General features: G+C 63.2%; 19 protein-coding genes. 6 read left to right on the forward strand and 13 right to left on the reverse strand.

What is annotated here, in order from left to right:
- Window positions 1-41: 41 nt before the first annotated feature.
- The gene (locus AT984_RS07395) at window positions 42-845 is read right to left on the reverse strand and encodes a ferritin-like domain-containing protein (protein WP_058719544.1); all 804 of its coding nucleotides are present in this window, start codon (window positions 843-845) and stop codon (window positions 42-44) included.
- A gap of 110 nt (window positions 846-955) precedes the next feature.
- Here AT984_RS07395 and AT984_RS07400 point away from each other — a divergent pair, with 110 nt between their 5' ends.
- Both AT984_RS07400 and hslO read left to right on the forward strand, forming a co-directional pair.
- Window positions 956-1,480: a gamma carbonic anhydrase family protein gene (locus AT984_RS07400; RefSeq protein ID WP_058719545.1), complete on the forward strand. Its 525-nt coding sequence runs from the start codon at window positions 956-958 to the stop codon at window positions 1,478-1,480.
- Window positions 1,481-1,548: 68 nt separating this feature from the next.
- On the forward strand, window positions 1,549-2,505 hold the full coding sequence (hslO, locus tag AT984_RS07405; protein ID WP_058719546.1) for an Hsp33 family molecular chaperone HslO: 957 nt from the start codon (window positions 1,549-1,551) through the stop codon (window positions 2,503-2,505).
- Window positions 2,506-2,556: 51 nt separating this feature from the next.
- On the opposite strand, the gene AT984_RS07410 is transcribed toward hslO, so the two are convergent.
- The 9 genes from AT984_RS07410 to AT984_RS07450 all read right to left on the reverse strand — a co-directional run bounded on the left by AT984_RS07410 (window position 2,557) and on the right by AT984_RS07450 (window position 12,277).
- Window positions 2,557-3,282, reverse strand: coding sequence for an AAA family ATPase (locus AT984_RS07410; RefSeq protein ID WP_058719547.1), 726 nt, complete (start codon window positions 3,280-3,282; stop codon window positions 2,557-2,559).
- A complete protein-coding gene (gene pnuC, locus AT984_RS07415) occupies window positions 3,279-3,923 on the reverse strand; it encodes a nicotinamide riboside transporter PnuC (RefSeq protein ID WP_058719548.1) in 645 nt (214 codons plus the stop codon). Before pnuC ends, AT984_RS07410 begins: the two co-directional genes overlap by 4 nt.
- A 30-nt stretch (window positions 3,924-3,953) precedes the next feature.
- Complete coding sequence (locus tag AT984_RS07420; RefSeq protein ID WP_058722156.1) at window positions 3,954-4,223, reverse strand: septum formation initiator family protein; 270 nt, start codon at window positions 4,221-4,223, stop codon at window positions 3,954-3,956.
- Window positions 4,224-4,340: 117 nt separating this feature from the next.
- Window positions 4,341-5,627, reverse strand: a complete 1,287-nt coding sequence (gene eno / locus AT984_RS07425; RefSeq protein WP_058719549.1) for a phosphopyruvate hydratase — start codon at window positions 5,625-5,627, stop codon at window positions 4,341-4,343.
- Between the two features lie 111 nt (window positions 5,628-5,738).
- On the reverse strand, window positions 5,739-6,029 hold the full coding sequence (locus AT984_RS07430; protein WP_058719550.1) for a DUF1330 domain-containing protein: 291 nt from the start codon (window positions 6,027-6,029) through the stop codon (window positions 5,739-5,741).
- A gap of 15 nt (window positions 6,030-6,044) precedes the next feature.
- Window positions 6,045-7,691: a CTP synthase gene (locus AT984_RS07435; protein WP_058719551.1), complete on the reverse strand. Its 1,647-nt coding sequence runs from the start codon at window positions 7,689-7,691 to the stop codon at window positions 6,045-6,047.
- An 89-nt stretch (window positions 7,692-7,780) separates the two neighbouring features.
- On the reverse strand, window positions 7,781-8,620 hold the full coding sequence (locus AT984_RS07440; RefSeq protein WP_058719552.1) for an alpha/beta hydrolase: 840 nt from the start codon (window positions 8,618-8,620) through the stop codon (window positions 7,781-7,783).
- Window positions 8,617-11,202, reverse strand: coding sequence for a DNA mismatch repair protein MutS (gene mutS / locus AT984_RS07445; protein ID WP_058719553.1), 2,586 nt, complete (start codon window positions 11,200-11,202; stop codon window positions 8,617-8,619). Before mutS ends, AT984_RS07440 begins: the two co-directional genes overlap by 4 nt.
- Before the next feature lie 109 nt (window positions 11,203-11,311).
- Window positions 11,312-12,277: an inositol monophosphatase family protein gene (locus AT984_RS07450; RefSeq protein ID WP_058719554.1), complete on the reverse strand. Its 966-nt coding sequence runs from the start codon at window positions 12,275-12,277 to the stop codon at window positions 11,312-11,314.
- A gap of 174 nt (window positions 12,278-12,451) precedes the next feature.
- Between AT984_RS07450 and AT984_RS07455 the strand changes: the two genes are divergently transcribed.
- Window positions 12,452-13,198 carry an RNA methyltransferase gene (locus tag AT984_RS07455; RefSeq protein ID WP_058719555.1) on the forward strand — a complete coding sequence of 249 codons (747 nt, stop codon included), beginning with the start codon at window positions 12,452-12,454 and terminating at the stop codon, window positions 13,196-13,198.
- A 166-nt stretch (window positions 13,199-13,364) separates the two neighbouring features.
- Entirely contained in the window at window positions 13,365-14,141 is a 777-nt protein-coding gene (cysE, locus tag AT984_RS07460) for a serine O-acetyltransferase (RefSeq protein ID WP_058719556.1), read from the forward strand.
- Window positions 14,142-14,214: 73 nt separating this feature from the next.
- Here cysE and mog read toward each other — a convergent pair whose 3' ends face one another.
- Window positions 14,215-14,829 (reverse strand): molybdopterin adenylyltransferase, encoded by a 615-nt coding sequence (gene mog / locus AT984_RS07465; protein WP_058719557.1) that lies wholly within the window; start codon window positions 14,827-14,829, stop codon window positions 14,215-14,217.
- Window positions 14,822-15,397, reverse strand: coding sequence for a ribosome biogenesis factor YjgA (gene yjgA, locus AT984_RS07470; RefSeq protein ID WP_082679849.1), 576 nt, complete (start codon window positions 15,395-15,397; stop codon window positions 14,822-14,824). Before yjgA ends, mog begins: the two co-directional genes overlap by 8 nt.
- Before the next feature lie 167 nt (window positions 15,398-15,564).
- Between yjgA and pmbA the strand changes: the two genes are divergently transcribed.
- On the forward strand, window positions 15,565-16,986 hold the full coding sequence (gene pmbA, locus AT984_RS07475) for a metalloprotease PmbA (RefSeq protein ID WP_058719558.1): 1,422 nt from the start codon (window positions 15,565-15,567) through the stop codon (window positions 16,984-16,986).
- 106 nt (window positions 16,987-17,092) lie between these two features.
- Window positions 17,093-18,175, forward strand: coding sequence for a TRAP transporter substrate-binding protein (locus tag AT984_RS07480; protein ID WP_058719559.1), 1,083 nt, complete (start codon window positions 17,093-17,095; stop codon window positions 18,173-18,175).
- A 74-nt stretch (window positions 18,176-18,249) separates the two neighbouring features.
- Here the strand turns inward: AT984_RS07480 and AT984_RS07485 are convergent, their stop codons facing one another.
- Entirely contained in the window at window positions 18,250-19,785 is a 1,536-nt protein-coding gene (locus AT984_RS07485) for a TRAP transporter large permease (RefSeq protein WP_058722157.1), read from the reverse strand.

The following is a 19,785-nucleotide window of genomic DNA, read 5'->3' on the forward strand; positions in this document are numbered from 1 at the left end:
AGCCGGGAAGGGCGGGCTAAGGGCGGCAAAGCCCTCAATTATCAGCTGCGCAAGTAAGCCAGCTCTTCGGCGCTGAAGCCGGCGGCTTCACGGGCATCGAAATTGAAGGGCGGCCGCAGGCGCGGCGCCTCATAACGCGCCACCAACTCGGGGTAGAGCGCAATCGGGTCCAGGCCGCGCTCGCGGCAGCAGTGGCGGTACCAGTGGTTGCCAATCTGCACATGGCCGATCTCATCGCGCAAGATGATGTCGAGAATGTCCACCGCGCGTTGATCCCCTGCACGCGCCAGTTTGGCCTGCAGGGGCGGCGTGGCATCCAGGCCGCGCGCTTCTAAGGTGCGCGGCACCAGGGCCATGCGGGCCAGCACATCGGCAGCGGTTTTTTCGGCCATGGTCCACAAGCCGTCGTGGGCATCAAAGTCACCGTAGGTATGGCCGAGGGTCTGCTGCAGATGTTCATGCAGCAGGTTGAAATGCAGGGCCTCTTCGGCGGCCACTTGCAGCCAGTCCAGATAAAACTGCACTGGCATGCCGGCGAAGCGCCAGGCGGCGTCCAGGCCCAGATTGATGGCGTTGAATTCGATATGGGCAATGGCGTGAATCAGCGCAGCCCTGCCCTCGCGGGTGAAGGGCGAGCGATGCGGCACTTGCAAGGCCGATAGCAGCCGTGGCCGGACCGGGCGGCCGGGCAGGTCGGCAGGGGTAGTGAAGACGGTGTCGGTATCCAGCGCGAGGCCTTGCTGCACTTGCGCCAAGGCGGCTTGATAGAGCTCGCGGGCGGCGGCGGCTTTCAGGGCGGGGTCGGGGATACGGAGGACTTCCAGGGCGCGGCGACGAATTTCCATGCCCACATTGTCCCGCCTGCACGCGGAATTGGGCTGGCCGGTAAAATCATTCGTTTTTGCTGCAAGCAGGGCAATAGCTCTGCAGTGCCTGCCCTGGAGTTTGAAACGCAATGGCCATTTATCAACTGGATGAGGATGCCCCCACCGTCGCCGATTCGGCTTGGGTGGCCGACAGCGCCGAGGTGATCGGACGGGTCACGCTGGGTGAAGATGTCACCGTGTGGTTCAACTCGGTGCTGCGTGGCGATACCGAATCGCTGACCATCGGCGCGCGCAGCAATATCCAGGACGCCTCGGTGCTGCACGCCGACCATGGCTTTCCGCTGGTGCTGGGCGAGGGCGTGACCGTGGGGCACAAAGTGATGCTGCATGGCTGCACGGTGGGCGACTATTCGCTGATCGGCATCGGTGCCATCGTGCTCAACGGCGCCAAGATCGGCAAGCATTGCCTGGTGGGCGCGGGCGCGCTGGTGACCGAGGGCAAAGAGTTCCCGGACGGCTCGCTGATCGTCGGCAGCCCGGCGCGGGTGATTCGCCCCTTGAGCCCCGAGCAGATCGAAGGCCTGAAGCTCAGCGCCGCCCATTACATCGAGAACGGCCGCGCCTACGCGCGCGGCCTGAAGAAGCTGGCTTGAACCGGCGTGGCAGACCTCGCGCCAACAGCGACTCACTCTGTCACCCACTGAATTAGAGAAATTGACTGATGAGTGAACTGCACAAATTCTTGTTCGAAGGCCTGCCCGTGCGCGGCATCTTGGTGCGCCTGACCGAAGGCTGGCGTGAGGTGCTCAAGCGCCGTGAGACCGTCGGTGCCCATCCGCCGGAGTTGCGCGCCTTGCTCGGCGAAATGGCCGCGGCAGCCGTGCTGATGCAGAGCAATATCAAGTTCAACGGCGCCTTGGTGCTGCAGGTGTTTGGTGACGGGCCGGTCAAGCTGGCCGTGGCCGAAGCGCAGCATGATTTGAGCTTCCGTGCCACCGCCAAGCTGGTGGGCGAGGTGCCCGAGGGCGCGCAACTCGAAGCCATGCTGAATGTGCACGGCCAAGGTCGCTGCGCCATCACCCTGGACCCCAAGGACAAGTTCCCGGGCCAGCAGCCCTACCAAGGCGTGGTGCCCTTGCATGGCGACCAGCGCGAGCCGCTGCAAAAGCTCTCCGAGGTGCTGGAGCATTACATGCTGCAGTCCGAACAGCTCGACACCAAGCTGGTCTTGGCCGCCAACGACGAGATGGCCGCCGGCCTCTTGATTCAGCGCCTGCCGCTGGAGGGCGTGGGCAATTTGGGCGGCAGCAAGCATGAGGACGACATCGGCTTGTCGGATGCCTTCAATCGCATCAGCATGCTTGCCGCGACTTTGACGTCCGAGGAGTTGCTGACCCTGGATGCCGACACCGTGCTGCGCCGCCTGTTCTGGGAAGAAACCGTGCGCCGCTTCGAGCCGCTGACGCCTCGCTTTGCCTGCAGCTGCTCGCGTGAACGGGTTGGCCAGATGCTCAAGGGCTTGGGTGTGGAGGAAGTTAACAGCGTTCTGGCCGAGCGTGGCAATGTGGAAATCGGCTGCGAGTTCTGCGGCCTGCAATATCACTTCGATGCCGTGGACATGGGTGCGCTCTTCGCGGCGGACTTGGCCCAGCCCGGCGGCACCGAGACGGTTCAGTAAACGCTTTGAGGGCGCAGGGCGAGCTGCTTGCAGCGGCCCTGGCTTTTATCCTTAGGCCAGTTTCTGCGCCAGCCGCAGGCTCTGGTGCTCGCACTCCGGCACATCGCATTTCTCGCACAGCCATTGCCACGCCGGCAGATTGGCTTGGCGCTCATCTAAGCGGGTGAACAAGCCGCGTGCCGGCATGGCGGGCACGCCATGGCGTTTCATCAGCAAGGGGCTGACGGCGTTGAGTGCTGATTCCAGCCGCGCCGCCCCACTGCCCGAAACCACCGACCAGCTCAAGCCCGCCTGAATCAAGCCTTGGCGCAGGGCGGCATCGACCGGCGCGCGCACCTGAGGGCCATCGCGCTGCATGCCGTCTGCCACCCAGGGCAAGTCCAGCGCGGTGACGAGGGTGAGGCTGCAGCGGCGCTGAAAGGCCAGGGCCTCGGGCCACAAGCTGCTGTCTTGAAACAGCAGCTGGCTGTAGACGGCCGTCATCACCGGCGTGGTGTCGCAGACCACCAACTGATGGGTCTGGGCGGCGGCATCGATGTGTGCCGCTTGCATGCGGGCAATGTCCAGCTGTTCGCTGGCGAGTGGGGTGCGGCCATGCTGGTCGCACCACGCGCGCAAATACTCGGGCACGGTGGTGCAGCGCAGGCCGGTGGCCTGCTCAAGCGCTTGGCTCAAGCCCTGGGCCAGCACCGATTTGCCGGTGCTCTCGGCGCCCAACAAGGCGATCAACAAGCCCGGCTGCGGCTGAATCGGGGACGTAGGGCTAGAGAGGCTCATGCGGCGTGGCTAGCGGCGGGCAGCTGCTTTTGCCAAGCGCGCCAACCGGCCACAGACATGGGAATGAACACGGCGTAGAGCACGACAGTGAGCCAATAGCCCTTGTAGGCAAAGAGGGTCACGCTGACGATATTGACCAACACCCACACCGACCAGTTTTCTTGGTACTTGCGTCCCAGCAACCACTGGCCCAGCAGACTGGCCACCGTCGGCAGGGCATCCCAGTAAGGCAGGGTGGAGTCGGTTTGGTGATGCAAGAACAGGCCGAGCACGGGCCAAGCCAGCAGGGTGAGCAGCACGGCCGCGCCCAGGCCGCGTGGGCTCAGGCGCCGCACGCGCAGTTGCTGGCCTTGATCATCCTTGCCGCGCAGCCATTGCCACCAGCCCCAAACGGCCAGGCCTGCGAACATCAATTGCAGTGAGGCTTCGCCATACAGCTTGCCGTTCCAGAAGAGCAAGAAGTAAAGCAAGGAGCTGAGGATGGCCAGCGGCCAAGCCAGCACATGGACCCGCATATTGCAGATCACCATCCACACGGCCATCACAAAGGCCAGCACTTCGGTCCAGGTAATCGGGCTGCCCAGCAGGGTGAAGGCGGGCGTCAGAAGGGGTTGCAGCAACTGCAGCAGGTCGTCCATCATGGGGTTCTGGGCTAAAGCGATTCGGGAAGCTCAGCGCCGAACTTGGACGTAGATTTCGTCGGGTTTGATCATGCCCAGCTCGTTGCGGGCTTTTTCTTCCACCATCTCCAGGCCCTCGCGCAAGTCGCGCAACTCGGCCTCGATTTGGGCATTGCGGCCGCGCGCTTGTTCATTGGCGCTTTGGGCCTTGGCCAGCTCCTCACGCAGCTGGGCGCCGCGCGGCAGGCTGCCTTTGCCCAGCCAGAGCTGAGCCTGGATGATGAGCAAAAACGCAGCGAGGATGAAGCTGATGGATTTCACGTTGGCAGTGTAACCAAAGCTCGTGGCCAATTCTTGCGGCCGAATGACGTGAGCAATTAGCAATACGGCCCGGGTGCAATTCGCACCAGGGCCGCATCTCAATGCACCAAACCTGTTTTAACGCAGGTTGTAGAAAGCCTTACGGCCGGGGTAGAAGGCCACATCGCCCAGGTCCTCTTCGATGCGCAGGAGCTGGTTGTACTTGGCCATGCGGTCAGAGCGGCTCATGGAGCCGGTCTTGATCTGGCCGGCATTGGTGCCGACGGCGATGTCAGCAATGGTCGAGTCTTCGGTTTCGCCTGAGCGGTGCGAGATCACGGCGGTGTAGCCGGCGCGCTTGGCCATCTCGATGGCGGCGAAGGTCTCGGTCAGGGTGCCGATCTGGTTGATCTTGATCAGGATCGAGTTGGCGATGCCCTTGTCGATGCCTTCTTGCAAGATCTTGGTGTTGGTGACGAACAAGTCATCGCCCACGATCTGCACGTTCTTGCCCAGACGCTCTGTCAGCAGCTTCCAGCCATCCCAGTCGCCTTCGGCCATGCCGTCTTCGATCGAGATGATGGGGTACTTGTCGCACCAGGTGGCCAGCATATCGGTCCACTCTTGGGCCGTCAGCTGCAGGCCGCCTTCGCCTTCCAGCACGTACTTGCCGTCCTTGTAGAACTCGCTGGCAGCGCAGTCCAGGCCGATGGCGATTTGCTCGCCAGCGGTGTAACCGGCCAGGGCAATCGCGTCCAGAATCATCTGGATGGCGGCTTCGTGGTTCTCGACGCTAGGCGCGAAACCACCTTCGTCGCCCACGGCGGTGCTGATGCCCTTGTCGTGCAAGATCTTCTTCAGCGCGTGGAACACTTCCGCGCCCCAGCGCACGGCTTCACGGAAGCTCGGTGCGCCGACGGGGATGATCATCAGCTCTTGCAGGTCCAGGCTGTTGTTGGCGTGTGCGCCGCCGTTGATGACGTTCATCATCGGCACCGGCAGTTGCACCGCGCCCATGCCGCCGAAGTAACGGTACAGGGGCAGGCCAGATTCTTCGGCCGCAGCGCGGGCCACGGCCATGGAGACGGCCAGCATCGCGTTGGCGCCCAAGCGGCCCTTGTTGTCGGTGCCGTCCAGCTCGATCAAGGTGCGGTCCAGGAAGGCTTGCTCGGAAGCGTCCAGGCCCAGCACGGCTTCGGAGATTTCGCTGTTGATGTGCTCAACCGCCTTCAACACGCCCTTGCCCAGGTAGCGGCTCTTGTCGCCGTCACGCAGTTCAATGGCTTCACGCGAGCCGGTGGAGGCGCCCGAGGGCACAGCGGCACGGCCCATCACGCCGGATTCCAGCAACACATCGCACTCAACGGTGGGGTTGCCGCGGCTGTCAAGGATTTCGCGGCCGACGATGTCAACAATGGCACTCATTCTTCAGTCTCCAAAAGGTCAAAATCTCAATTCAAGCCGTGCATGGTGCCAGTTTTGCGTTACCAGCGCAGAACAAGAGGACGGCTGCCGCCGCGTCTTGTGTTGCGGGTCTCAAACGCCTTCGATCAACACCATGCGCATCACAGCGGCGCCGGCGCGGGCCTGCCGAGCTTGGCTGTATTCGGGGGATTCGTAAAACGCTTTGGCCGCAGCCAGCGAAGGGAACTTGAGCAGCACCACGCGCTCGGGCGCCCAGTCCCCTTCCAGCACCTCCACCTTGCCGCCGCGCACGCAAACCTCCGCGCCATGGGCTTGCATGGCCTGGCTGGAGAATTTGATGTACTCCCCGTACTGGACGGGGTTGGTCACTTGGACGTTGGCAAGGATGTAGGCGCTGCTCATGCGGTCAGTTCAGGCTCACGCTGCGGCTTTGTGATCCAGGGCGGCCTTGATGAAGGCCGTGAACAGCGGGTGGCCGTCCCAAGGGGTGGACTTGAATTCCGGGTGGAATTGCACGCCCACATACCAGGGGTGCACCGCACGCGGCAGCTCGACCATTTCGGTCAGCTTTTCGCGCTGGGTGATGGCCGAGATCACCAGGCCGGCGCTTTGCAGGCGCTCCAGGTATTGCTCGTTGGCTTCAAAACGGTGGCGGTGACGCTCGGTCACAACCGGGCCGTAGATGTCATAGGCCAGCGTGCCGGGGGCCACGTCCGAGCTTTGCGCGCCCAGGCGCATGGTGCCGCCGAGGTCGCTCTTCTCGTCGCGCTTTTGGATGCTGCCGTCAGCGTCTTGCCACTCGTCGATCAGGGCGATCACCGGATGCGGCGACTCGGGATCGAACTCGGTCGAGTTAGCGCCAGCCAGGCCTGCCATATGGCGTGCGTATTCGATCGTGGCGACCTGCATGCCCAGGCAGATGCCCAGGTAAGGCACTTTGTGCTCGCGGGCATATTGGGCGGCCAGAATCTTGCCTTCCACGCCGCGTTTGCCGAAACCGCCGGGCACCAGCACCGCATCGAATTGCTTCAACTGATCGATGTTGTCGGCCGTCAGCATTTCGCTGTCTACATACTCGATGTTGACGCGCGAGTGGTTGTGGATGCCGGCGTGACGCAGGGCTTCGTTGAGCGACTTGTAGCTGTCCGACAGGTCGGTGTACTTGCCGCACATGGCGATGGTGACGTCCTTGGCGGGGTTCTCAACCTCGTTGACCAGGGTGTCCCAACGCTTCAGATCGGCCGAGCGGGTGTTCAGTTGCAGCTTGGTGCAGATCAGCTGATCCAGACCTTGCTCGTGCAGCATGCGTGGCACCTTGTAGATGGTGTTGACGTCCCACATGGAGATCACACCGTACTCGGGCACATTGGTGAAGAGCGAAATCTTTTCGCGCTCGTCGTCGGGGATGCGGCGGTCAGCGCGGCACAGCAAGGCGTCGGGCTGAATACCGATTTCGCGCAGCTTTTGCACTGTGTGCTGGGTCGGCTTGGTCTTCAGCTCGCCGGCTGCAGCGATCCAGGGCACATAGGTCAAGTGCACGAAGGCGACGTTGTTCGGGCCGGCCTTCAGGCTCATCTGGCGCGCGGCTTCGAGGAAGGGCAGGGACTCGATGTCACCCACCGTGCCGCCGATTTCCACGATCGCCACATCCACGGCGTCAGGCGTGCCAGCACCGGCGCCACGGCGCACGAAATCCTGGATTTCGTTGGTGATGTGAGGGATGACCTGCACGGTCTTGCCCAGGTAGTCGCCGCGGCGTTCCTTCTCCAGCACGGACATATAAATCTGGCCGGTGGTGAAGTTATTGGCCTTCTTCATCCGCGTGGTGATGAAGCGCTCGTAGTGGCCCAAATCGAGGTCGGTTTCCGCGCCGTCTTCGGTCACGAAGACCTCGCCGTGCTGGAAGGGCGACATCGTGCCCGGATCCACATTGATGTAGGGATCGAGCTTGATGAGGGTGACTTTAAGGCCGCGCGATTCGAGGATGGCAGCCAAAGAAGCTGATGCGATGCCCTTGCCGAGTGAGGACACCACACCGCCTGTGACGTAGACGTATTTGGTCATGTCTTGCAGCGTCTCAAAAACGCTGTGGTGGTAAAAAGTGATTATAGCGAGGTGGCGGCCCGAATTCGGGCGAAGCCGTGTCGACGATGTCAGAGCGCGCGCTGCGCACGCATCACATCGAGCAATTGCAGGGCCAAAGCGGCCGTGTCATCGGGGCGCTCGAAGGGGAAAAGATGGCTGCCCTCCATCCAGTGAAAATTGCTGCCGGCCAGGGCTTTGGAGGCACCTACCCCGGTCTGGCGCAGCTCTTCGGATTGGGTGCCGGCCACGAAGGCCACCGGGCATTGCGGCGGGTGGCGCTTGAGCAAGGGGCCCAGGTGATGCGGCAGGGTGTCGTAGATGCGGGTTTCCACTTCGCGGTGAAACTTCATATGCGTCTTGCTATGGCGCTCTTCGAAACCGCTGTCCACATAGTCTTGCAAGACACGCGGGTCCCAGCGGGCGAATTTGTGCTTGGCGGCAAAGTGGGCCAATACCGCGGCCCGGTCGGGCCATTCGTGGCGGCGTTGCTGGGCAATGCGGCCCGGAGACACCCGCGGCATCAAGCGCGTGGCCTTCATCACCCGCACGCTATGGGCGCGCCAGCCGGTGAAAACGGGGGAGTCCAGCAGCAGCAGGCCCTGGGCCAGATCGGGACGCCGGCAAGCGGCCAGCAAGCTCAGCATGCCGCCCAGCGAGTGGCCAAGCAGCATCACCGGTCCCGGCGTGGTCATTTGCGGCTGAACTTCGCGCTCGATGAAATGGATCAGCTGATCGCGCAAATGCGGCCAGTTGCTGGTGACGGGAAATTTGGGGTCGTGGCCGAATTGGGGCAGGGCGTGGACCTGCCAGCCAGCAGCGCGCCAGCTTTCAAACAGCACGCGGTAGCAGCCCGAGGCAAAGCCATTGGCGTGCGAGAAAACAAGGGTCTTGCTGGCGGCGGCGCTCATGCGGGAAGGCTCAGTTGTTTGAGTTGGTAGATCAGGTCCAGGGCCTCGCGGGGGCTGAGGGTGTCTGGGTTCACATCATTCATCGCCTGCTGCAACGCACTTGTCACCTCGGCGGCAGGGCTGCTGGGTTCCGGTGGCGCGGCAAACAAATCGATCTGTACGTCACCTGCACTGGCCTTGGCTTCTAGCGCTTCCAGCGTCGCGCGCGCCTGGCGCACCAGGCTGGCGGGCATGCCGGCCAAGCGTGCCACTTGCACGCCATAGCTGCGGCTGGCGGGGCCGGGCTGAATCTCGTGCAGGAAGACGATGTTCTCGCCGCTCTCCACCGCGCCAACATGGCAGTTGATGGCTTGCGGGTGCTTGGTGGGGAATTCGGTCAGCTCGAAATAGTGCGTCGCGAACAGCGTGAACGCGCGGGTCTTGTCGTGCAGATGGCTGGCGATGGCGCCGGCCAGGGCCAGGCCGTCAAAGGTGGAGGTGCCGCGACCGATCTCATCCATCAGCACTAGCGATTGTTCGGTAGCGCTGTGCAAAATCGCCGCGCCCTCGGTCATCTCCAGCATGAAGGTGGACTGGGCGTTGGCGAGGTCATCCGCCGCGCCGATGCGGGTGTGGATGGCGTCCAGCGGCCCCAGGCGGCAGGCAGTGGCCGGCACATAGCTGCCCATGGCCGCCAGCAAGGCTATCAGAGCCACCTGGCGCATGAAGGTGCTCTTACCACCCATATTCGGGCCGGTGATGACGGCGAAGCGGGTGCGGGCGTCGAACTGGCAATCATTGGCCATGAACTCACCCGCGCCGGTCTCGCGCAGGCGCGCTTCCACCACCGGGTGCCGGCCTGCGGTGATGGCGATGCAGGGCTGGCTGACAAACTCGGGCCGGCACCAGCCCAGGCTGCTGGCGCGCTCGGCCAGTGCGGCCAACGCATCCAGGCTGGCCAGGGCGCGGCCCAGCAGGGTCAGCGGTGCCAATTCTTCAATCAACTGGTCGAGGATCTGCTCAAACAGCAGCTTCTCGCGCGACAAGGACCGCTCTTGCGCCGACAAGGCTTTGTCTTCAAAGGCCTTCAGCTCGGGCGTGATGTAGCGCTCGGCGTTTTTGAGCGTCTGGCGGCGCTGGTAGTCCAGCGGCACTTTGTCCACCTGGCCTTGCGTGACCTCGATGTAAAAGCCATGCACCCGGTTGTACTGCACCCGCAGATTGGCGATGCCGGTGCGGCTGCGTTCGCGGGTTTCGAGGTCGAGCAAAAACGCATCGCAGTTCTGGCTGATGGCGCGCAGCTCGTCCAGCTCCGCATCAAAGCCGCTGGCGATGACGCCGCCGTCACGCACTAGCACTGCCGGTTCCTCGGCAATCGCGCGGCGCAGCAGTTCTTCGATATGCGGCGAGGCGCGCAGCCCGGCGGCCAGCTCGTCAATCAAGGCGCTGCCTGCCGGCAAGGTGTTGTGCAGGGCGGGCAAGGCTTGCAAGGTGGCGCGCAAGCCCGCCAGCTCGCGTGGCCTTACCTGGCGCAGGGCAATGCGGGCGGCGATGCGCTCCACATCCGAAACCTGGCGCAGGCTTTCGCGCAGCGGCTCGGGGCTGCTGCGCAAAAAAGCGTCGATCGCATCGTGGCGGCCCACCGCTTCGGTGCGCTGCCGCTTGGGGTTCAAAAGCCAATGGCGCAGGGCGCGGCTGCCCATGCCAGTGCGGCAGCTGTCCAGCAAGGACAAAAGCGTGGGCGAGGTTTCGCCGCGTAAGGTCTGCACCAGTTCCAGATTGCGCTGGGTGGCGGGAGGCATGTCCAGCAGCTCACCGCTGCGCTGTACCGTCAAGGCCTTCACATGCGCCAGGGCACGGCCCTGGGTGTGTTCGGCATAGCTCAACAAGGCGGCAGCGGCGGCGTGGGCCGCCTTCAACTCTTGTGCATTGAAGCCGGCCAGGCTGGCCACGGCCAGTTGCTCACACAGCTTGCGTGCACCCAGGGCGCTGTCGAACTGCCAGCTGGGGCGGTTGGTGATGGGCGCACGCGCGGCCAGCACTGCGGCGGGCTGGCGTTCGCGGTCCACCAGCACCTCGGCCGGGCTCAAGCGCGCCAGCCAGGAGGGCAGCTCTTTGTCGCTGCATTCGGCCAAGCCGATATGGCCTTGGGTGAGCGACAGCCACGCCAGGCCGTAGGTTTTGCCTTGCGTGACCACGGCCATCAGCACCGAGTCTTGCTTGTCGGCCAGCAATTCCGTGTCGGTCACGGTGCCGGGGGTGACCACGCGCACCACCTTGCGCTCCACCGGGCCTTTGCTGGTGGCCACATCGCCCACCTGCTCGGCAATCGCCACCGGCACGCCCAGCTTGATCAGCTTGGCCAGATAGGACTCCAGCGCGCTGACCGGCACACCGGCCATCACCACCGGCTCGCCCGCGCTTTGGCCGCGCGTGGTCAGGGTGATGTCCAGCAAGGCATTGGCTTGGCGGGCGTCGTCAAAAAAGACTTCGTAGAAATCCCCCATGCGGAAAAACACCAGATCGTCCGGATGTTCATGCTTGATGCGCAGGTATTGCGCCATCACCGGGGTGTGGGCCGAGAAGTCTGGGGTTTGACTCATGAGTGAGGAAATGGGCGGAAAAATGAACAAAGCCCTCGGAAGAGGGCTTTGTTTGGTGTGACACGAAGCTTGGGACGGAGTTTAGTTCCCTTCGTGTGGATTGCTTTGTTTAAGCTTGTTCGTCGCCTTCTTCGCCCTTGCGGATACGCACGGCGGCGCGCTTCTTCGGCGCGGCGGCTGCGGCCACGGCATCAGCGGCGTTTGCGGCGGCGGCACTGTCTTTGCCCACGCCGGCGGCGTCGGCAGCGGCTTCTTCTTCCTTGATCACGCGGGTGTAGGGTGCCAGGATAGGCACCAGTTGGCCGTAGATCTTGGGGCTGCCGGCCAGCACTTCGCGCTGATGCATGAAGTCGGACTCACCAGTGAAGTTGCCGATCAGGCCACCGGCTTCGGTGATGATCAGAGAGCCAGCCGCCACATCCCAAGGCTGCAGGCCGGTTTCAAAGAAGGCGTCGTAGTAGCCGGCGGCCACATAGCAGAGGTCCAGGGCGGCGGCGCCTGGGCGGCGCAGACCGGCGCATTCCACCATCACGGCTTCAAACATCTTCATATAACGCTTGAAGTTGTCGCCACGGCGGAAGGGGAAGCCGGTGCCGATGAGCGCGTCGCTCAGGCGGGTGCGCTTAGACACGCGCAGGCGGCGGTCGTTCATGAAGGCGCCGCGACCCTTGGTGGCGTAGAACAAATCGTTGCGGGTGGGGTCGTAAACGACGGCTTGCTGCACCACGCCGCGATGCGCCAGCGCGATCGACACGCAGTACATCGGCAGGCCGTGGATGAAGTTGGTGGTGCCGTCCAGCGGATCGATGATCCAGACGAACTCAGAAGTCTTGTTGCCATGCTCGCGGCCCGACTCTTCGGCGAGGATGCCGTGGTCGGGATAGGCTTGCAACAGGGTTTCGATGATGATTTGCTCAGCGGCTTGGTCCACCTCGGTCACGAAGTCATTGGGCGACTTGGTGTTGATGCGCAGAATATCGAGGTCCATGGAGGCCCGATTGATGATGGCACCAGCTGCACGCGCCGCCTTGATGGCGACATTGAGCATGGGATGGAGAGCGGCTTGCTGCGTCATTCGTAGAACCTTGATATTTGACCGCTGACGCTTTTGCGAAGAAAAGGCAGCGGGTGAGGTGGACTGGCAAAAATAAAGAGCATCTCGCAGAGTCGAGCTAGCGACCCCGGATAATCCCTGATTTTAACCGCTTAAACCTGTGCGCGTCGAGCTTTGCTGTGCGGCGGCCAACTTATGACACGTTTTGTTCTGATTCAAACCAGCCATCCGGGCAATGTGGGCAGCACGGCCCGGGCCATGAAGGTGATGGGTTTTTCCGAGTTGGTGCTGGTGGCGCCGCGCTTCGCTGATGTGCTGTGTCAGGAAGAAACCGTGGCCATGGCCAGTGGCGCGGCCGACATTCTGGCGCGCGCGCGCATCGTCGCCACGCTCGATGAAGCCCTGGACGGCTGCACCTTTGCCTGCGCCACGGCCATGACGCCGCGCGACTTCGGCCCGCCGCTGCGCGCGCCGCGCGATTTGTTTGCCGAGCTGGCCGCCAGCGATCACAAACTGGCGCTGGTGTTCGGCTCCGAGCGCTACGGCATGAGCAATGAGGATGTGTATCGCTGCCACGCCGTCTTGTCGATTCCCACCCACCCCGACTACGGCTCGCTCAATCTGGCCCAAGCCGTGCAGCTCTTGGCCTATGACTGGCGCCAAGCCCTGGGTGGATTTGCGGTGCAGGCGCGCACGCCTGACCCGCAGCTGGCCGATATGCCCGCCGTGCAAGGCTTGCTGACGCATCTGCAGCAAGGGCTGGAGGCGATTGACTATCTAGACCCCAAACTCCCCGGCAAGCTGATGCCGCGCCTGAATCAGCTGTTCAATCGCGCGCAGCTGACCAAGGAAGAAGTGCATATCTGGCGCGGCGTGGCGCGCGCCATGCTCAAGACTGCGGCGGCTGCGGGCGCCAAGACGGGATCGAATAGCGAAGACTGAAGTCGGCTGGTCGGATTCGCGGACTGGCCGGCTATCTGATCGTTGGGCCGTCCGATTAAAGCCCTGGCTAGGCAGCCGTTTCAAGGGTGCGCCTGACGTGATTCGGCGCGGCCCGCTAAACTGGCCGGCCCCTGTTCCGATCCGGCTCCCCGCCCACGCCCCCATCATGTTCAATCGCCTGCGCGAAGACATTGCCTGCATTCTTGAGCGCGACCCTGCTGCGCGATCCGCCTGGGAGGTGTTGACCTGCTACCCCGGCCTGCACGCCCTGATGTTCCATCGCGTGGCGCACTGGTGCTGGACCCATGGGCTGAAATGGGCGGGCCGCTTCATCTCGCACCTGGGGCGCTTTTTCACCGGCATCGAAATTCATCCCGGTGCCACCATCGCGCGCCGTGTCTTCATCGACCACGGCATGGGCATCGTCATCGGTGAGATGGCCGAAATCGGCGAAGGCTGCACCATTTACCAAGGCGTGACGCTGGGCGGCACCGCGCTGGTCAAGGGCGCCAAACGCCACCCGACGCTGGAGGCCGGCGTCATCATCGGCGCCAATGCCTGCGTGTTGGGCGGGTTCACGGTGGGCGCAGGTGCCCGCGTGGGCTCGGGCGCGGTGGTCACCAAGCCGGTGCCGGCCGGCGCCACCGCCGTGGGCAACCCGGCCCGCATCATCGAGGCCAAGGCCGATGCCAAGCGCGAGGAAGTGGCCGCGCGCATGGGTTTTTCGGCCTACGGTGTGTCGCAAGGCGATGACCCGATGGCGCAAGCCATGCGCGGCTTGATTGACAGCGCAGCCCTGCAAGACCATCAAATTGCCTTGCTCTGGCAGGCGGTGTGCAAACTCTCGGCCGCTTCGGGCGAGAAGATGGGCAATTGCGTGCCGGATGATGCGCAGCAGGATGAGACCTTTGATGCGGCCTCACTGAGCCGCTTGGTCAAGTAAGCAACTGCGCGTCTCGCGAAACTGCTTGGCTCGCGCATCTGGGGCCGGGCATGGCTCCCGCCATGCTCTGCACTTAGCCGGCTACTGGCCGCTGCGCGGACTTCGGCCGAAATGCCTTGATCACTTCTTCGCGGCATTCCAGGTACGGCCCACCAATCAGATCGATGCAATAAGGCACGGCCGCAAAGATGCCGGCGACTAGGGTTTCGCCGTCTGAACTCTTGAGGCCTTCCAGTGTTTCGGCGATTGCCTTGGGCTGACCGGGCAGATTGATGATCAAGGCTTGGCCGCGAATAACCGCCACCTGGCGAGACAGAATGGCTGTGGGCACAAAGCGCAGCGAGATTTGCCGCATCTGCTCGCCGAAGCCGGGCATTTCTTTGTCCGCCACATCCAGTGTGGCCTCGGGCGTCACATCGCGCAGCGCCGGGCCGGTGCCGCCGGTGGTCAGCACCAGGTCGCACTTGGCCTCGTCCACCAGTTCGCGCAAGGTCTGGGCGATCAGCGCGCGCTCGTCGGGAATCAGGCGTGGCTCGAAGCTGACCGGGTTACGCAGCGCGCGGCTCAGCCAGTCTTGCAAGGCCGGGAGGCCTTTGTCTTCGTAAACGCCACTGCTGGCCCGGTCACTGATGGAGACGATGCCAATGCGCACCGGCTCCGATGTCGGCGCAGGCTTCGCCTCACTCATCGGCGGCTTCCTCATCGGGGTCGGAAGCTGCCTCCTTGGGGTTGACGCGCAATTGCTCAGCCTTGATGAACTGGAATAGATCGCGGTAGGCGCGGCCGCTGCGCTTTTCAGGCTCCAGCGCAGCATCTTTGCGGGCGGCGCGCACGAGGCTGCGCAGTTGTTGCACGTCGATGCCTTCGTGCTCTTGGATGAAGCTCTGCAGGGCGGCGTCATCCTTCAGCAGCCGTTCGCGCCAGGCTTCGCTCTGGTGCAGGGCCAGGCTGTCCTTGGCATGGCCAAGCTTGAAGGCGGCAACGGCCTCGCGCAGTGGCTCAGGATCGACCCGGCGCATCAGCTTGCCGATGTATTGCATCTGGCGGCGGCGGCCTTCATGGGCGGTGATCTTCTTGGCTGCCTTGATGGCGTCGGCCAGAATTTCGGGCAAATTCAAGGGATCGATACGGCTGGCCGGCAAGGTCAGCAGATCTTCGCCGAGATCTTGCAGCTCAAGCATGTCGCGCTTGAGCTGGCTTTTACTGGGACGATCAAAGTCGTCGTCCTCTGAGGGGAATTCTTCTTGTGTTCTCATATTGCTGCGGTGCTGCTGGTTTTGGCGCGCTTTGAGTAAAGCGGCTGCGGATGCGCTGGCATGGCTCCGCGACCTTATGATTGTCCCCCAGTTCTGCGCTTTGCCGCCCAGCCGGGCCTTACGGCTTTGCTGATTTGTCGGCCGCTTCACTCCCAAAGCTCATATTCATGCCCAAGCTCGACCTGCCTTCCTCACCTATTTCCCCCGCTCAGTCCGCCCAATCGTCCGCCGCAGGCAGCGGTTTTGCCTATCGGGTGGAGCAATTTCAGGAATTGATCGAGGATGTGTTGGCCGAGGCCAAGCGCATCGGTGCCAGTGACGCCGGGGCCGAGGTGTCGGAGGGCTGCGGCCTGTCGGTGTCCACCCGCATGGGTGAGTTGGAGAATGTGGAGCGCAACCGCGACAAGTCCCTGGGCATTTCGGTCTATGTGGGCCAGCGTCGCGGCAATGCCAGCACTTCCGACTTTTCGCCCAAGGCCCTGCGCGACACGGTGCGCGCTGCTTTCGACATCGCCCGCTTCACGGCCGAAGACCCCGTTGCCGGCTTGCCTGACCCGGAAGATTTGTCGCTGGACGCCAGCGCCCGCCCGGAGCTGGACTTGTTCCACCCCTGGGTCATCGACGCGCACGAGGCTGCGCAGATCGCCCTGCGCTGCGAGGCCGCGACCTTCGCCACTGACAAGCGCATCACCAATAGCGAAGGCGCTGCTGTCTCGGCCCAGACCTCGCATTTCTATTCGGGCAATAGCCGCGGCTTCCGTGGTGGCTATGCCAGCTCGCGCCATTCCATCTCGGTGGCGCCTATTGCCGGGCGCGGTGCGAATATGCAGCGTGACGCTTGGTACAGCTCCATGCGCGACGCCAATGATCTGGCTTCGCCCGAGGCCATCGGCCGCTATGCCGCCGAGCGCGCCTTGTCGCGTTTGAAGTCGCGCCGTGTGGCCACGGCCGAGGTGCCGGTGCTGTTCGAGAACTCCGCTGCCGCCGGCATCTTGGGTGCCTTGGTGCAGGCCACCAGCGGCGGGGCGCTGTATCGCCGCGCCAGCTTTTTGCTCGACAGCCTGGGCAAGCCGGTGCTGGCCTCGCACATCGACATCGCCGAGGATCCGCATGAGCGCAAGGGCAAGGGCAGTTCGCCCTTCGACGACGAAGGCGTTACCACGCGTGCCCGCAAGGTGGTCGACGCCGGCGTTTTGCAAGGCTATTTCTTGTCCACTTACACAGCCCGCAAGCTGGGGCTAAAGACGACCGGCAATGCCGGTGGTTCGCACAATCTGCGCATGACCAGCCGCTTCACTGCGCCGGGCGATGACCTGCCCACCATGCTGCGCCGTCTGGGCACGGGCTTGTTCGTGACCGAGCTGATGGGGCAGGGCGTCAACTACGTCACCGGCGACTACTCGCGCGGCGCCAGCGGCTACTGGGTTGAGAACGGCGAGATCGCCTTCCCCGTGCATGAGGTGACGATTGCCGGCAGCCTGCCGGAGATGTTCCAAAACATCATCGGCATCGGCCGCGACACCTACACCATGGGCGGCAAGACGGTCGGCTCGCTGCTGATCAGCAAAATGAAACTCGCCGGCAGCTAAAGTTGATGGGCCGAGGGGCAGGGCGGGTTTGCCCCTGCGGAAGGGTGGAGAGGCTTCCCTAGAATCGTTGTGATAGAAAAACTCACAACCGATCAGGAGACCTTTCATGCAACGTCGATCCTTCGTTAGCCACGCCGGCCTGGCCGGTGTTCTGGCCGCCGGCGCCGCGCCCGCTGTGGTGCATGCGCAGACGGCCATCCGCTGGCGCCTGGCCTCGAGCTTCCCGAAGTCGCTGGACACGCTGTACGGCGCGGCCGAGCTCTTCGCCAAGAAGGTTGGCGAGATGAGCGGTGGCAAGTTCCAAATCTCCACCCATGCCGGCGGCGAGTTGATGCCGCCGGGCCAGGTGGTGGACGGCGTGCAAAGCGGCGCGGTCGAGATGGCGCATACGGCGCCCTATTATTTTTTCGGCAAGGACGAAACCTTCGCCCTGGGCTGCGCCATTCCCTTCGGGCTCAATAGCCGGCAAATGACGGCCTGGATGGTGGAGGGCAATGGCCTCAAGCTGATGCGCGAGTTCTACCGCGGCTACAACATCATCAATTTCCCCGGCGGTAATACCGGCGCGCAGATGGGCGGCTGGTTCCGCAAGGAAATCAAGTCGGTGGCGGATATGAAGGGCCTCAAGTTCCGCGTCGGCGGTTTCGCCGGGCGCATTTTGGAGCGCATGGGCACGGTGCCGCTGAATCTGCCGGGTGGCGAAATCTATTCGGCCCTGGAAAAGGGCACGGTGGACGCGGCCGAATGGGTGGGTCCTTACGACGACCAGAAACTGGGCTTCAACAAGGTGGCGCCTTTCTACGCCTACCCGGCTTGGTGGGAGGGCGGCCCGCAGGTGGACTTCTTCATCAACACCAAGTCCTTTGACAGCCTGCCCGCCGAGTACAAGGCCATCGTCGAGTGCGCCTCGGCCATGGTCCATGTGGATATGCAGGCCAAGTACGACGCCCGAAATCCTCAGGCGCTCAAGCAATTGGTGGGCTCGGGCACCAAGCTCTTCCCCTTCCCCAAGGACGTGATGGACATCGCGTTCAAGGAGTCGCAAGCGGTGTACGCTGAGTTGTCGGCCAAGAATCCGCGCTGGAAGAAGGTCTACGAAGACTTCGCCACCTTCCGCCGCGACCAGAACATCTGGTTCCGCTTCACCGAGGCGAAGTTCGACGACTTCATGCAGTCGCAAAAGCTCTAAGCAAGAGTGACCTAGATCAGGCCGGGCCGCACTAGTGCGGAACAGGCCTGATGGGTGGGGCGTCTTTTCAGGCCTTACTTCTTGGCGGCATCCTGTTCCATAGCGCGCCGCACAGCCGCCATGGGGTCATCTTCAGCCCCGTCTGCCGGGGCGCTTGAGCCAGAAGCTGGTTCTGGTGCTGGCGCGGCCTTGCCCATGTTCTGCAGCAACTCGGTCGCCTGATTCATGTCCACGGCTTTCTCCTTGTCCAGGAAGAAGGTGACCGACTGCGGCACAAATATCACCACCGCCACCAGGATCAGCTGCATCAGCACCCAGGGAATGGCGCCCATGTAAATGTCGGCCGATTCGACCTTGCGCGGGATGGCACCGCTTTTGAACAAGGTGTCGGAAATGCCGCGCAGATAGAACAGCGCAAAGCCGAAGGGCGGGTGCATGAAGCTGGTTTGCATATTCACGCACAGCATCACGCCGAACCAGACCAGGTCGATGCCCATCTTGTCAGCCACCGGTCCCAGCAAGGGCAGGATGATGAAGGCGATCTCGAAGAAGTCGAGGAAGAAGGCCAGGAAGAAGATGAAGATGTTTACGGCGATCAAGAAGCCGATCTGCCCGCCTGGCAAATGGCTCAGCAATTGCTCGATCCAGATGCCACCCTCGACGCCCTGAAACACCAGCGAAAACGTGCGTGAACCGATCAGGATGAACACCACCATGGCGGTGATGCGCATGGTGCCGGCCATGGCTTCTCGCACCAGGGGCCAATTCAGGCGGCCATGCAGGGCGGCCAGAATGAAGGCGCCGACTGCGCCCATGGCGCCGGCCTCGGTGGGGGTGCAAATGGCGGTGTTGATGCCCGGCAAGCCGCCCATGCTGCCCAGCACGGCGAAGATCAGAATCGCGGAAGGGATGATGCCGCGCAGGCATTTCTTCCACAGCGCCCAGCCTTGCAGGGTGCGGGCCGACTTTGGCACTCCCGGTAAATAGTCCGGCTTGATGCGGCTCAGCGCAAAGGTGTAGATCGCAAAGATCAGCACCTGCAGAATCGAGGGGCCCCAGGCGGCCTTGTACATATCGCCCACCGAGCGGCCCAGCTGATCGGCCAGCACCACCAGCACCAGCGAGGGCGGCACCAACTGCGTGATAGTGCCCGAGGCCGCCAGCACGCCGGTGGCATAGCGCATGTTGTAGCCGTAGCGCATCATCACCGGCAGCGAGATCATCGCCATCGCAATCACCTGGCCGGCCACCGTGCCGGTGATGGCGCCGAGAATGAAGCCGACGATGATGACCGAATAGCCGAGGCCGCCGCGCACCGGGCCGAAGAGCTGGCCCATCGAGTCGAGCATGTCCTCGGCGAGGCCACAGCGCTCCAGCAGGGCGCCCATCAAGGTGAAAAAAGGGATGGCCAGCAGCAAGTCGTTGGACAAGATGCCAAAGACGTTCTGCGGCAGATTGCTCATGAACTCGGCCGGGAACCAGCCTTGCGAGACCGCAAAAAAGCCGCAAGCCAGGCCTAGGGACGCCAGCGAAAAGGCGACAGGGAAGCCAATCAGCAGAACGGCGATCAGGCCCGCGAACATCAGCGGCGGGAAGCTCTCCATCGCCAT

The organism is Paucibacter sp. KCTC 42545, from assembly GCF_001477625.1.
Taxonomy (GTDB): Bacteria; Pseudomonadota; Gammaproteobacteria; order Burkholderiales; family Burkholderiaceae_C; genus Paucibacter_A.